A 12,770-nucleotide genomic window follows, 5' to 3' on the forward strand; every position below is an offset into this window, starting at 1 on the left:
AGATGCCGAACCTGAGGCCCGAGATAGTCGACCATCGCCATGACGCCGCCGGGCGCGTCGCCGGGGCAGAAATATCCGTCGATGTCGTCCTTGGTCAGGCCCGCGTCTTCGAGCGCGCCTTTGGCGACTTCGGCATGCAGCTGGGCGACGGATTTATCAGGCGCGTGGCGCGTCGGGTGTTCGTAGATGCCGGCAATGTAGGCCTTGCCTTTTATTGTCAACGCAGTTCTCCGCTGGCGTTTCGTCCCGACGTTTTTGTGGCGCGCGGGAAGCGGATTGGCAAGCGGATTGGTGCGGCAAATGATTCCCGCTGCACGGAATGCCTCGTCCCACCGTCATTGCGAGGAGGCGTAGCCGACGAAGCAATCCAGCTCGGTGCATTAAGCTGGATTGCTTCGCTTCGCTCGCAATGACGACGTAACTACTAAATCGCCCTACTCCGCCGCCATCTGACGCGGCGGCGCGGGCTGCGGGTCGCGCAAGTTCGCGCGCAGCTCGGCGAAGCGCGGTGCGGTGTCGTCGACCGACTTCTGCTTCACCGGGCCGTAGCCACGGATGCGATCCGGCATCGACAACAACTCCACCGCGGTGTCGATCGTCGCCGGCGACAGATGCTGCAGCACGCTGGCGACATCGGCCTCGTAGTCGGCGATCAGCTGCCGTTCAAGCTTGCGCTCGGGATGATAGCCGAACGGATCGAGAGGCGTGCCGCGCAGGAAGCGCAGCTTCGTCAGTGTGCGAAACACCGGCCTCATGCCCTCGCCGAACTGCCGCTTCTTCGGCCGCCCGGTGACGTCGTTGCCCGGCAGGATCGGCGGCGCGAGATTGAAGCTGACCTTGTAGTCGCCTTCGAACTGATCTTTGATCTGCTGTTCGAACGACGGCAGCGTCAGCAGCCGCGACACCTCGTACTCGTCCTTGTAGGCGAGCAGCTTGGCGTAATTGATCGCCACCGCGCGCGGTAGCGCTTCCTCGTAGCCGCCGGCATCGGCCGCGGCGCGTACTTTGCCCACCAGATCGTTGTAGCGCCGCGCCAGCCGCTTGCTCTGATACGCGGTCAGCATCTCGGTGCGATGCGCGATGATCTCGTCGAGCGTCATCTCGCCCTGGGTCTTGGTCGGAGCGGTGTCGTCCGCGCCGTGGAGCAGCGACGCCAGCCGTGCCGGATCGGCGGCAGCGAGCCGGCCGAGGCGGAACGCCTGGGTGTTCATCTTGATCGAGACGCCGTTGAGCTCGATCGCCTGCTCGATGGACTTGGCGCTGAGTGGCAGCAGGCCCTGCTGATAGGCATAGCCCATCATCATCATGTTGGTGGCGATCGAGTCGCCGAGCAAAGTCACTGCGGCCTTGGTGAAATCCAGGAAAGCCGAGTCCTTGCGCAGCGCGCCGGCGAGCACGCTGTTGACCTTGCGGGTCTGGAAATCGAAGTCGCGGTTGCGGATGAAGTCCGCGATCGGCACCAGATGCGTATTGACGACGCCGTGGGTGCGGCCCGCCTCGCACAGGCTCAGCGTCTCCTTGGAGATCGCCATCACCTCGTCGGCGACGATCAGCACGTCGGCGCTGCCGGTGACGATGCGCGAGCACGTCACGTCTTCGGGTTTGTCGGACAGTCGGACATGGCTGAGCACCGCGCCGCCCTTTTGCGCGAGGCCCGACATGTCGAGGATCATCGAGGCCTTGCCCTCGATATGCGCCGCCATGCCGAGTAGCGCGCCGATCGTCAGCACGCCGGTGCCGCCGACGCCGCCGACCGCGACGTTGTAGGGCTTGTCCAGCGCGGGGCGGTTCGCCGGCTCCGGCAGATTGCCAACGTCGCCGAGATCGGCCGGTGCCCGCTTGCGCAGCTGACCGCCGTCGATGGTGACGAAGGACGGGCAGAAGCCCTTGAGGCAGGAATAGTCCTTGTTGCAGGTCGACTGATTGATCGCGCGCTTACGGCCCAGCTCGGTCTCGAGCGGCTCGACCGAGATGCAGTTCGACTGCACCGAACAGTCACCGCAGCCTTCGCACACAGCAGCATTGATCATCACGCGGCGCGGCGGATCTTCCATCAGGCCGCGCTTGCGGCGGCGGCGCTTCTCGGCCGCGCAAGTCTGCACGAACACGATCGCCGAGGCGCCCTTGATCTCGCGGCACTCCCTCATCACCGCGTCGAGCTCGTCGCGGTGACGGAGAATCGTGCCGGGCGCGATCGTGTCGGCCGGATAGGCGCCGGGATTCTCAGACACGAGATAGATGGCGCGGATGCCTTCGGAGTGCAGCTGATATGTGATCTGCTGCGGCGACAGATCGCCGTCGTGGCGCTGACCGCCGGTCATCGCCACCGCATCGTTGTAGAGGATCTTGTAGGTGATATTGGCCTTGGAGGCGATCGACTGGCGGATCGCCAGCGAGCCGGAGTGGAAGTAGGTGCCGTCGCCCAAATTGGCGAAGATGTGCTTCTCGTCGGTGAACGGCGCGATGCCGGTCCACGGCACGCCCTCTCCGCCCATATGGGTGAAGGTCTCGGTGTTGCGGTCCATCCACAGCGACATGAAGTGACAGCCGATGCCGGCCAGCGCGCGGCTGCCTTCGGGCACTTTGGTCGAGGTGTTGTGCGGACAGCCCGAGCAGAAATACGGCGTGCGCGCGATCGGCACGACGTTCTGGACCTGCGAGGCGTCGCGTCCGTGGAACCAGTCGGCCCGGGCACGCAGCATCTGGGCGATGGTCGGGTCGATCTCCATCGCCAGCAGGCGATCGGTCAGCGAGGTCGCGACCTTGGCGACGCTGAGTTCCTCGGCGAAAGGCAGGAAACGATGGTTGTGGTCGTCCATCTTGCCGATCACCCGCGGCCGCTCGCGGGTGCCGAAAAGCAGCTGCTTGACCTGGTTTTCGACGATCTCGCGGCGCTCCTCGACGACGAAAATTTCTTCGAGACCATGCGCGAATTGCTGCACGCCTTCCGGCTCGAGCGGCCACGGCATGCCGATCTTGTAGAGCCGCAGGCCGATTTTGGCGGCGACCTCTTCGTCGATGCCTAGCTCGCGCAGTGCCTGACGGACGTCCTCGTAGCTCTTGCCCGACGCCATGATGCCGAACCGCGCGTTCGGACTATCCATGGTGACGCGGTTGATCTTGTTGGCGCGCGCAAACGCGATCGCCGCGAAGCCTTTGTAGTCCTGCAGCCGGCGGTCCTGATCGTAACGATCGTCGGGCCAGCGCAGATTGAGGCCGCCCGGCGGCATTTCGAAATCGGTCGGGATGATGAAGGGTTTTGTCTCGTCGGCGAGGTTGATCTCGGCGGTGGTCTCCACCGTCTCGGTGATCACCTTCATGCCGACCCAGCAGCCCGAGTAGCGCGACATCGCGATGCCGAGCAGGCCCATCTCGATGATCTCGTGAATCGACGACGGGTAGAGATACGGCATCAGCGCCGCGATGAAGGCGTGGTCGGACTGATGCGGCACCGTCGACGACTTGGCGCCGTGATCGTCACCAGCGAGGCACAGTACGCCGCCGTGCTTGGCCGAGCCCGCCGCATTGGCGTGGCGGAACACATCGCCGCAGCGATCGACGCCCGGGCCCTTGCCGTACCAGATGCCGGTGATGCCGTCGTACTTGGCACCGGGCGAAAGATTGAGCTGCTGGGTGCCCCAGATCGCAGTGGCGGCGAGGTCTTCGTTGACGCCGGGCTGGAATTTGACGTTGTACTGTTCGAGGTGATGCTTGGCGGCGTGAAGCTGCTGGTCGTAGCCGCCGAGCGGCGAGCCCCGATAGCCGGTGACGAATGCCGCGGTGTTGAGACCCGCCGCGCGATCGCGCCGGACCTGCGCCATCGGCAGCCGTACCAAAGCCTGAATGCCGGTGAGGAAAATGTGCCCAGAATGCTGGGTATATTTCTGATCGAGACTGATCGGTCCTTGGTCGATTCCCATTCCGTCCTCGCGCTGAGCCAGGTGGACCGCGCAAGCATTTTCGGCCGTTGCTGCGGTCTGTTGGAATGATTGTAAGCCGGTTTGCCGAAAACCCGCATCAACAAAAGCGGCATGGCGCCCCGCGTTCCGCGCCCGCAGTTTCGTTGCGCAGCGTGAAGGCTTCGCGGACGATTAGTTCGATAGCGGACGGCGGCTCGCACGATCGTGTCCGGCGCAGTGCAACATGGCCGCATTCCTTTTCCCGGAACTGCCATTTTGATTCGGCGCGCAAGCAGCTTTGGCGGCGGAACGTATCGGCCGAACCAGGATTGTTTCTCAAGCCAAAAGGAGGACCCCAATGGCGCAACAGGCTCCGAACGATCCCTATCGGCCCGCATCGGAATCCCCGGCGTGGTCCGACCCGAGACAGACCTCGCAGTTCGACAACGAGCTGCAAGCCGACCCCGAATTGCGAGAAGGTCCGGTCACCACCGGCCGCGTTGCCGCCTTTGCGGTGGCGATCATGCTGGTGTTTGCGGCGGTGTTCTACGGCATGAATTCATCGTCGACCAATCCGGGCCAGCCGGTGGCTGCCGGCCAGAGCGTGCCGGCCAACCAGGCCAGCACACCAAACTCCGGCGCTGGCGTCACGACGGGCGCGGCTCCGACGTCACAGCCGCAGAGCGCGCCGACCGGCACCGAAATCGATCGCGCCGTGCCGAAGGGTTCGGACGGAAACAAGGCGCCGTAGTCCCTTTCGAAGAACGACCGGCGATCAGTAGCGGCGGGTGCGACGAGCGCCCGCCGCTTTTTTTGCTGCGACATCCTGGCCCGCTCGTTTGCGCATTCATGCCCTATTCAGCCCGAATCATCTAACTCCGTAAGTACCGAGAGCCGCCGGGAGTGGAAACAACTCGGTTCGCATTTCGATAACCACTTCGACGCCGCGCAGCGGCCAATCAGGGGAAAGCCTCATGAAGACCTTCGTTGCAGCTCTGTTCGCCGCGACTCTCGCAGGCCTCGGCGCCGCCAGCGCGATGCCGCTGGCGCCGATCCATTCGTCCCAAGCACCCGACGTGATCCAGGTCGCGCAGGGCTGCGGCCCCGGCTGGGCGCGTGGTGCGTACGGCCGCTGCCGGCCGATGTATCGCGGCGGCCCCGTCGTGGTGCGTCCGCCGGTCGTCCGCCCCCGCGTCGTCTGCCCGCCCGGCTTCATCTTCCGCCACGGCCGCTGCCGCCCGTTCTGATCGCGACGATCTGCAAAACCTTTGAAGCCCCGCCTCGCGCGGGGCTTCTTGCTTTTCGGGAGTCAATGAAAGGTGAAGGGCAGCTTCTTCAGCGAATGCAGCCGCAGATACGGCAGCAGAATCGGCACCGTCCGGACGTAGTCCTGATACTCCGGAAGCGCGCCGTAGCGCCCGTCCTGCTTGCGTTCGAGATTGGCAGCGGCACCTAGCATCAGTGCCTCGATATAGAGCATGCCCAGCGTCGCCAACACCCAGGCGGCCGTGGTCTCGTAGGCCGAGACGCCGGCGAACCAGACGCCGAACCACACCAGCATTTCGCCCAGATAATTCGGGCAGCGCACCCAGCCGTAGAGGCCGATATTGCAATAGTGCGCCGGATGCGCCGCCTTGTAGCTCGACTTCTGCCAATCGGCGACAGCCTCGATGACCAGACCCGCCGCAGCGATCAGCGTGCCGAGCGGCAACGAGATCAGCGAGCGGTCGTGCGCATTGGCATCGAGCGTGAGCAACGCCGGCAGGAACAGCAGCGTGTAGAGCGCGCTGACGCCGAGCCAGATCACGACCTTCAGCCATAGCGCGACGTCGGCCGTGCGGCGCTCGGCCAGCGCCAACTCCTTGGCATAGGCCGGGTTACGCTCGCGGTCCCACAAGAACCAACCGAGCCGGACCCCATAGGCGAACAGTAGCGCCACGAGGATGAGCGGCCAGCCGCCGATCGTGAAGCCGTAGGCCAGACCAAACACCACGCTCTGCGCTACGATCGCGCCCGCGTAGCACAGGCTGACGAAGTAATAGACCCGTTTGAAGCCGGGCACCGTCGCGGCGAGGCAGACCACGTAGGCAACGATCAGCAGCCCCCAGGGGAAATTCATCGCAAACGCCCTTCGCTCAGCCTGCAGCGGAAAACGGCGGCAATCTATAGGACGACAGCATTTACTGGACCATGACAAAACGCAAAGTGCGGCAGCATTCGGCTCGGCGGAAGCTGGCCCGGCAGAAGTTAGCCTGCCGCTTTGGCCCGGTCGTCGCCTGCTTGGCGCAATCGCCCAGCCCTGCCCGTCTATTTCAACTTGCAGCGCTGACCCGGCACACGGGTGTCACACAGCCGGGTCGCATCGAAGAAGCTGGTCAGCGTCTTGACCAGCTTGGCGTCCGGCTCGAGCCGCAACGTCCGCCGCACCACATGGAAGCTGTCGCGGCCCTGCACCGCCTTCCACCAGGTCACCTCCGGCTTGCCGCCGTCCTTGGCCTTCGGGCACTTCTCGATCCACGACGCCATCGGATAGAGATTCTCGGTGCCGTCCTTGATCTTCTCGAAACTGGCGCCGGGGCATTCGGCCGCCGCCGCCTTCTCCACCCGCTCACGATAAGCAGCCGGCGTCAGATCAGCCTGCTTGAACAGCGTCTGCGTCGTCAGCCGGTCGGTCCAGTTGGCGATGCTCTGCCCATCCGGCACCATCGCGGTCGTGGCCTCCTTGTCGGTCTTGGCCTCAGCCACGACCTTGAATCCCTTCGGCGGCTTGAGCAGCATCTGCTCTTCGGCATGAGCAAGCGCGGGCAGCAGCGCGGCGAGCAGCACGGCGACGACGGGGCGGAGCATCGGGATGAGACCTGCGAGGACGGTATGTTAGGGATTTTGGCGGAGAAAGCGTTGAGGTTCAATATCGATCCCCTGCCACGCGATCCCGGCACCAAAACAAGTTGACGAAACGTATCATATCACGATACGTTCCACGGATCCACTGAGGTGAGAGAGATGATCCGCAGCTTTCGAGGAAAGTTTGCGCGATCCATTATGGCGGAACGGCGCGCTCCGAAGGGCTTTCCACCTGACCTCGTTTCAGTGGCACGACGTAAACTAGTTCAGCTCAATACGGCCGCGGCGCTCAAAGACTTGGCCATCCCGCCCGGCAACCGGCTGGAGCCCCTGAAGGGTGACCTCGACGGCTATCATTCGATGCGGATCAACGATCAGTGGCGGATCATCTTCCGTTGGACCGAAACCGGTCCGGAGCAAGCTGAGATTATCGACTATCACTAGTAGAGGACACGATGGCGAAAAAACTCCCCCCGGTTCACCCTGGTGAAATCCTCCGCGAGGAATTCTTGATTCCGATGGAGCTGACGCCCTATGCGGTCGCCTCCGCCTGCGGCGTACCGCGAACTCGGATCGAGCGGCTTGCCCGGCAGGAAACTCCAGTCACCGCAGACACCGCGCTCAGGCTCGCAAAGTACTTCGGCACGACCCCGAACTTCTGGATGAATTTGCAGGCGCAGCACGACCTAGAAACTGCCGAAGACAACAACGCTGAAGAATTGAAGCGCATCAAACCGGTCAAGGCAAAGGCAGCATAGCAACGGCTAAGTAGCCTGCATGAGCGAAGCGACATGCAGGACGCAGGCTCAGAAACGTGGATGCCCGGGACAAGCCCGGGCATGACGAGTACACTAACACGTTGCAAATGAGCTGATTTGAGCTGGCACCAGCCGGTGCCCTTGCCCCCCTCACAACGGCATATTGTCGTGCTTCTTCGCCGGAATTTCCATCTTTTTGTCGCGTAGCATTGCCAGCGCCCGCGCGATCCGGCGCCGCGTTGCATGCGGCATGATGACGTCGTCGATGTAGCCGCGCTCGGCGGCGATGAAGGGCGACAGGAAGCGGTCCTCGTACTCCTTGGTGCGGGCCGCGATCTTCTCAGGGTCGTTCATGTCCTGGCGGAAGATGATCTCGACCGCGCCCTTGGCGCCCATCACGGCGATCTGCGCGCTCGGCCAGGCGTAGTTGATGTCGGCACCGATTTCCTTGGACGCCATGACGTCGAAGGCGCCGCCATAGGCCTTGCGGGTGATCACGGTGACCAGCGGCACGGTGCATTGCGAGAACGCGAACAGGAGTTTCGCGCCGTGCTTGATCAGGCCGCCATATTCCTGCGCGGTGCCCGGCAGGAAGCCCGGCACGTCGACGAAGGTGACGATCGGAATCCCAAAGCTGTCGCAGAACCGCACGAAGCGCGCCGCCTTGCGCGAGGCGTCCGAGTCGAGCACGCCGGCCAGCACCATCGGCTGGTTGGCGACGAAGCCGACGGTGCGGCCGGCGACGCGGCCGAAGCCGGTGATGATGTTCTTGGCGAAGGCGTCCGACAGCTCGAAGAAATCGCCCTCGTCGACGACTTTGAGGATCAGCTCCTTCATGTCGTAGGGCTTGTTCGGATTGTCGGGGATCAGCGTGTCGAGCGAGAAGTCCTCGCGCTCGATGTCGTCGAAGCTCGGCCATTCCGGCACGCCCTCGCCGCTGTTGGCCGGAAGGAAGTCGACCAGCCGGCGCATCTGCAGCAGCGTCTCGACGTCGTTCTCGAACGCGCCGTCGGCGATCGACGACTTCGTGGCGTGCACCGAGGCGCCGCCGAGTTCTTCGGGCGTCACGACTTCGTTGGTCACCGTCTTCACCACGTCGGGACCGGTGACGAACATGTAGCTGGTGTTCTTCACCATGAAGATGAAGTCGGTCATCGCCGGGGCGTAGACGTCGCCGCCGGCGCACGGGCCCATAATGACGCTGATCTGCGGGATCACGCCCGAGGCCTGGACCACGCGGCGGAACACGTAGGAGTAACCGGCGAGCGCCGCGACGCCCTCCTGGATGCGGGCGCCGCCGGCGTCGTAGAGGCCGATGATCGGCGCGCGCGCCTTCAGCGCCATGTCCTGGATCTTGGTGATCTTGGCCGCGTGGGTCTCCGACAGCGAGCCGCCGAACACGGTGAAGTCCTTGGCGAACACGAACACCTTGCGGCCGTTGATGGTGCCCCAGCCGGTGACGACGCCGTCGCCCGGGATCTTGGTCTTGTCCATGCCGAATTCGGTCGAGCGGTGCTGGACGAACATGTCCATTTCCTCGAACGAATGCTTGTCCATCAACAGGTCGATCCGCTCCCTCGCGGTGAGACGGCCGCGCGAATGCTGCGCGTCGATGCGCTTTTCGCCGCCGCCGAGTTTGGCCGCCGCGCGGCGGTCGTCGAGAGCCTCGAGGATGTGTTTCATGTTGGGATAAGCCGCGCTGGTGGGATCGATGTGATGAAGAGCGTGCCGAGGTTTTGCCCGCCCGGGCGCAATAATCAAGGCCTCCGACGGTCTGAAGCGGCACCCTAGCACGGGGTATCAAAGTGTGGAAACCGCGTTGAATCGCGGCCGGGCTACCACCTTTGATGGGGCCGGGCGCCGCAAAGCCGTGCTCCCGCACCACTCTGCGCGAAACCGCAACACTCGGTTGCGAAACCGGGGTGGCTCTGCGCAGACGCAGGCTCTATATCGCGGGTCCCTTCGAGGAGACCGAGATGCAGAGCCCCACGATCAATCCGGCGCAGGACGGCGCAGTCACCGGCGAGGTGCTCGCACTGATGCGCCTCGAAGGCGTGGTGCTGCTGGCGGCTTCGACACTTTTCTATGCCGTCTCGGACGGCTCGTGGCTGCTGTATGCGGTGCTGTTCTTTGCGCCCGATCTCGGCATGATCGGCTATCTGGCCGGGCCGCGCGCCGGCGCGCTGGTCTACAATGCGGCGCATTCGATCATCGGGCCGCTCTTGATCGCGGTCGCCGGCGTCGTGTTGTTATGGCCGCTCGGCGGCGTGCTGTCGCTGATCTGGTTTTCCCATATCGGCTTCGACCGCGCGCTCGGCTACGGACTCAAATACGGCACCGGCTTCGGCTTCACCCATCTGGGCCGCATCGGCCGCCAAGCCTGAGGCGCGCTACAGCGCCCCGATATCGGTGAGGCACTGCTGCGCCAGTGCCATGCGGCCTTCGACGTGACGCGGCTCGCGGACTTCGAGATTGAGCGCGAACACGGTCTGCTTGTCGCCCTTTTCGGCCCAGCCGACCAGCCAGCCGAGCGATGGCCGGTCCTTCGTCGCCAGCAGCAGCCCGGTCTTGGCGCGGATGACGGCATCGCCGACTTTGGTCACCGGCAGAATGTCGGCGACCAGATCCTGGCTGCGCTTGCTGATCGGCAGCACGCGGCGGCGCAGCCGATCGAGAAAATCGATCTGCTGCATGCAATCGATACGAAGATCACCGCTGACCCAGAACCGGTCGATGCCGCCGCCGATGTTGTGATTGCCGTAGTCGAGCAGGTCGACATACTTCTGCATCCGCTCCTGCCCGATGCGACGGGCGATCTCCTGATAAACCGGCAACGCCGACACCGCGATCGCGCTGCGCAGCGTGTGGTCGCGATTCCACGCCTCGTTGCTGTGCCGAACGCCGTCCCATTTGAACACGTCCTTGTCGGGATCGGCGACGACGCCGGTCTCGAGCGCGATCAGCGAATTCGGCACCTTGAAGGTCGAAGCCGGCAGAAACGCCTCGCCGGAGCGCATCGTATCACTGGCAATGATGAGATAGTCGTTCGTGAGATAGCCCACGAAGGTGCCGACGGTGCCTTCGTCCGTGAAGCGCTTGCCCAAGCTGTCGCGAATCTCGCTGCGCTGAGGCGCAACGTCGGCCCGCGCGAGCCGCGGCAGCAGCGCGGCGGATGCGAGAGCCAGTGTGGAGCTGAGTGCGGCGCGGCGGGTGATCAAGACGGCATCCTCGAACTAACAGGATGCGGAGGTTAAGCGGGGTCCGTGGTGAAACAATGACGGTTCCAACTCGTCATTGCGAGGAGCGTAGCGACGAAGCAATCCAGCGCAGTACACCGGGCTGGATTGCTTCGCCTTCGGCTCGCAATGACGAGGAGAGGCCTTTCAACTAATCACCGCCCTCGCCCGCTGAGGCGCAGCACGAACACCAGCACCTCGGCCACCGCGGTGTAGAGTTCTTCCGGAATCTCGTCGCCGAGTTCGACGTGCGACAGCGCGCCGGCCAGCACTTCGTTTTCCTCGATCGGGACGCCGTGCTCGCGCGCCAGCTCGATGATCTTGGCGCCGACGGTGCCTTTGCCCTTGGCGACGACGCGCGGCGCGCCGGAGTGATCGTAATGCAGCGCGACGGCGAGCTGGTTTTTCAGATCGGTCACAGCGCGCGATCCAGGAAGTGGCCGGCGGGCGCCGCCCTGGCTTCTGTGGGGGCGCCGTCGCGGACGATGATGTCGCCGGGGACGAGATCGGCGCGGGCCAGCGCCTGAGTGAGCGCCGGGGCGCCGGCGCGGAGCAGCATCGTCGTCGCCGGGCGCTCGGCCCACATCCGGACCGAGGTCTTCTCACCCTTGAGCATCACCACCGCATGCACGGGCCCGGCCGGCTCGACATCGAGCGAGAACTTCGCCTGCCAGACCTTGCTACTCGCCTGCCCCGGCAGCGCTTCGTCCTTGTCGCGGCTGATCTCGAACTGCGCCACCGCGGTGCCTTGCGGAGTCGAGAACGGAATCTCGAAGCACCAACGCGGCTGCGTCGTATCGGTACGTGTCGCACCGGCGTCGGCGCGGTCGGGCAGCGAGGCGACCTGCAGCAATGTCTGCCGCGCCAGCGCGCCGTCGGTCTCGGCGAGCAGACGGCGCAGCGTGGCGTCGAGCGGCATGTGCGGATCGAGGCTCGCCGGCATCACCGGCTGCGCCGCCGGCAGCGCACCGGGAAACGGCGGCGGCGGCGTATTGGTGCGAGCGATGCCGCCGTCATCGGGCTTCCCGACGCGGGTGCCGCTGGCAGCGGGCAGCAGCGACAGCAGGATCGGATTGTCGGTGCCGGCGCGCGCCAACAGCGCAGCGGTCTGCGGATTCAGCTGGGCGGCCTGCTGAAGCGCAGAGAGGACAGCGCTGGTGTCCATCGCGGTCGCGCCGGCGCTGGCGCCTTTAGCAGCCGTTGCCGCAGTGGCGGCACTGCTCAGTTGCGCGATCACGGCCTGGATCGACGACGGCTCGGCCGGCGTCTCGGCAGTAGTCGCGACCGCGGCTACAAGTGCCGAAGCTGATGCCGTCGTGGCGTTTTGAGACGTCGTCTGCCCGGTGATGGTGTTGATCAGGTCGAGCAGATCGGGCGTGACGCCGGAAGCTGCAGCCTGAGTCGACGCCGGTGTCGTCGCTGCGTTGGTCAGCGCCAGCGCTTGCGTTGTGGGACTCGCTGTAGCGCTCGGTGCTTCGCCGAGCGCGGTGCTGAGCACCTGGCGGAGCACGATCAGCGCCGCCTTCATGTCGGTGCCGGCTGTCGTCGTCGCGCCCGAGGCCAGCGACGCTTCGAGCAGGATGCCGGAATTCTGGAACGCGCGCTGGATGTCGGCGCCGGTCAGATTGGTATCGAGGCTCGGCTGCTGCGCCAGCACCTGCGCGACCGCCTGCTGCAGCTTGGGCGGCAACTGACTGATCAGCGCCGCCGCGCCGAGGTCGGCGAACAAAGCGGACAGCCCGGTCTGCTGCGTCGCCGCGGCCTGCGCCGCATTGGCGACAGCCACCGCTTGCTGCGGCGTCAGCGCGTTGGTCAGCGCCGGGACGATGCTGGGCGTCGAGGTCGGCGCCGTCAGCACGATAGCCTCGGGCGCCAGCGTCACCGTGTCGAGCACCGCACCGCTCAGCGCCGCGTTGTTAGTTGCAGTGGTGACCGGCTGGTTGACGACTTGGAGGCGGACGCCGCCGTCGCTCTGCGACACTACGACTTGCAGCGTCTGGCCGGCTTGCAGCGGCACCTGCGTGGGGCTCGAC

At 64.9% G+C, this 12,770-nt stretch carries 12 protein-coding genes and 1 pseudogene; 5 read left to right on the forward strand and 8 right to left on the reverse strand.

The features are described from left to right. Together I5M_RS25045 and I5M_RS25050 are read right to left on the reverse strand one after the other, a co-directional pair. Positions 1-221 (reverse strand): annotated as a pseudogene (locus tag I5M_RS25045) (thiolase domain-containing protein); the annotation flags it as partial. Between the two features lie 213 nt (positions 222-434). Beyond that, positions 435-3,920 (reverse strand): indolepyruvate ferredoxin oxidoreductase family protein, encoded by a 3,486-nt coding sequence (locus I5M_RS25050; protein WP_022723906.1) that lies wholly within the window; start codon positions 3,918-3,920, stop codon positions 435-437. A gap of 337 nt (positions 3,921-4,257) precedes the next feature. Here I5M_RS25050 and I5M_RS25055 point away from each other — a divergent pair, with 337 nt between their 5' ends. Together I5M_RS25055 and I5M_RS25060 are read left to right on the forward strand one after the other, a co-directional pair. Continuing rightward, positions 4,258-4,650: a hypothetical protein gene (locus tag I5M_RS25055; RefSeq protein ID WP_022723907.1), complete on the forward strand. Its 393-nt coding sequence runs from the start codon at positions 4,258-4,260 to the stop codon at positions 4,648-4,650. A 223-nt stretch (positions 4,651-4,873) separates the two neighbouring features. Further along, on the forward strand, positions 4,874-5,146 hold the full coding sequence (locus I5M_RS25060; RefSeq protein WP_022723908.1) for a GCG_CRPN prefix-to-repeats domain-containing protein: 273 nt from the start codon (positions 4,874-4,876) through the stop codon (positions 5,144-5,146). A 62-nt stretch (positions 5,147-5,208) separates the two neighbouring features. On the opposite strand, the gene I5M_RS25065 is transcribed toward I5M_RS25060, so the two are convergent. Further along, complete coding sequence (locus tag I5M_RS25065; protein WP_022723909.1) at positions 5,209-6,018, reverse strand: DUF1295 domain-containing protein; 810 nt, start codon at positions 6,016-6,018, stop codon at positions 5,209-5,211. A gap of 188 nt (positions 6,019-6,206) precedes the next feature. Next, complete coding sequence (locus I5M_RS25070; protein ID WP_022723910.1) at positions 6,207-6,746, reverse strand: hypothetical protein; 540 nt, start codon at positions 6,744-6,746, stop codon at positions 6,207-6,209. 156 nt (positions 6,747-6,902) lie between these two features. Between I5M_RS25070 and I5M_RS25075 the strand changes: the two genes are divergently transcribed. After that, the gene (locus I5M_RS25075) at positions 6,903-7,187 is read left to right on the forward strand and encodes a type II toxin-antitoxin system RelE/ParE family toxin (protein ID WP_022723911.1); all 285 of its coding nucleotides are present in this window, start codon (positions 6,903-6,905) and stop codon (positions 7,185-7,187) included. Positions 7,188-7,198: 11 nt separating this feature from the next. After that, the gene (locus tag I5M_RS25080; protein WP_022723912.1) at positions 7,199-7,501 is read left to right on the forward strand and encodes a HigA family addiction module antitoxin; all 303 of its coding nucleotides are present in this window, start codon (positions 7,199-7,201) and stop codon (positions 7,499-7,501) included. 150 nt (positions 7,502-7,651) lie between these two features. Here the strand turns inward: I5M_RS25080 and I5M_RS25085 are convergent, their stop codons facing one another. Beyond that, positions 7,652-9,184 carry an acyl-CoA carboxylase subunit beta gene (locus I5M_RS25085; protein ID WP_022723913.1) on the reverse strand — a complete coding sequence of 511 codons (1,533 nt, stop codon included), beginning with the start codon at positions 9,182-9,184 and terminating at the stop codon, positions 7,652-7,654. Between the two features lie 293 nt (positions 9,185-9,477). Between I5M_RS25085 and I5M_RS25090 the strand changes: the two genes are divergently transcribed. Next, positions 9,478-9,885: a DUF4260 domain-containing protein gene (locus I5M_RS25090; protein WP_022723914.1), complete on the forward strand. Its 408-nt coding sequence runs from the start codon at positions 9,478-9,480 to the stop codon at positions 9,883-9,885. Between the two features lie 6 nt (positions 9,886-9,891). Here I5M_RS25090 and I5M_RS25095 read toward each other — a convergent pair whose 3' ends face one another. The 3 genes from I5M_RS25095 to I5M_RS33915 form a co-directional block, all read right to left on the reverse strand. Beyond that, complete coding sequence (locus I5M_RS25095) at positions 9,892-10,719, reverse strand: penicillin-binding transpeptidase domain-containing protein (protein WP_022723915.1); 828 nt, start codon at positions 10,717-10,719, stop codon at positions 9,892-9,894. A gap of 173 nt (positions 10,720-10,892) precedes the next feature. Further along, positions 10,893-11,156 carry an EscU/YscU/HrcU family type III secretion system export apparatus switch protein gene (locus I5M_RS33910; RefSeq protein ID WP_022723916.1) on the reverse strand — a complete coding sequence of 88 codons (264 nt, stop codon included), beginning with the start codon at positions 11,154-11,156 and terminating at the stop codon, positions 10,893-10,895. Beyond that, a partial coding sequence (locus tag I5M_RS33915) for a flagellar hook-length control protein FliK (RefSeq protein WP_022723917.1) occupies positions 11,153-12,770 on the reverse strand: 1,618 nt, incomplete at its 5' end. The genes I5M_RS33915 and I5M_RS33910, both read right to left, overlap by 4 nt.

Source organism: Rhodopseudomonas sp. B29 (genome assembly GCF_000333455.1).
Classification (GTDB): domain Bacteria; phylum Pseudomonadota; class Alphaproteobacteria; order Rhizobiales; family Xanthobacteraceae; genus Rhodopseudomonas.

What these genes read in the sequence shown, in the direction of transcription:
- I5M_RS25050 (WP_022723906.1), bottom strand. Translation starts at nt 3,920, where the DNA reads ATGGGAATCGACCAAGGACCGATCAGTCTCGATCAGAAATATACCCAG.
- I5M_RS25055 (WP_022723907.1), top strand. Translation starts at nt 4,258, where the DNA reads ATGGCGCAACAGGCTCCGAACGATCCCTATCGGCCCGCATCGGAATCC.
- I5M_RS25090 (WP_022723914.1), top strand. Translation starts at nt 9,478, where the DNA reads ATGCAGAGCCCCACGATCAATCCGGCGCAGGACGGCGCAGTCACCGGC.
- I5M_RS25075 (WP_022723911.1), top strand. Translation starts at nt 6,903, where the DNA reads ATGATCCGCAGCTTTCGAGGAAAGTTTGCGCGATCCATTATGGCGGAA.
- I5M_RS25070 (WP_022723910.1), bottom strand. Translation starts at nt 6,746, where the DNA reads ATGCTCCGCCCCGTCGTCGCCGTGCTGCTCGCCGCGCTGCTGCCCGCG.
- I5M_RS25065 (WP_022723909.1), bottom strand. Translation starts at nt 6,018, where the DNA reads ATGAATTTCCCCTGGGGGCTGCTGATCGTTGCCTACGTGGTCTGCCTC.
- I5M_RS25080 (WP_022723912.1), top strand. Translation starts at nt 7,199, where the DNA reads ATGGCGAAAAAACTCCCCCCGGTTCACCCTGGTGAAATCCTCCGCGAG.
- I5M_RS25085 (WP_022723913.1), bottom strand. Translation starts at nt 9,184, where the DNA reads ATGAAACACATCCTCGAGGCTCTCGACGACCGCCGCGCGGCGGCCAAA.
- I5M_RS25060 (WP_022723908.1), top strand. Translation starts at nt 4,874, where the DNA reads ATGAAGACCTTCGTTGCAGCTCTGTTCGCCGCGACTCTCGCAGGCCTC.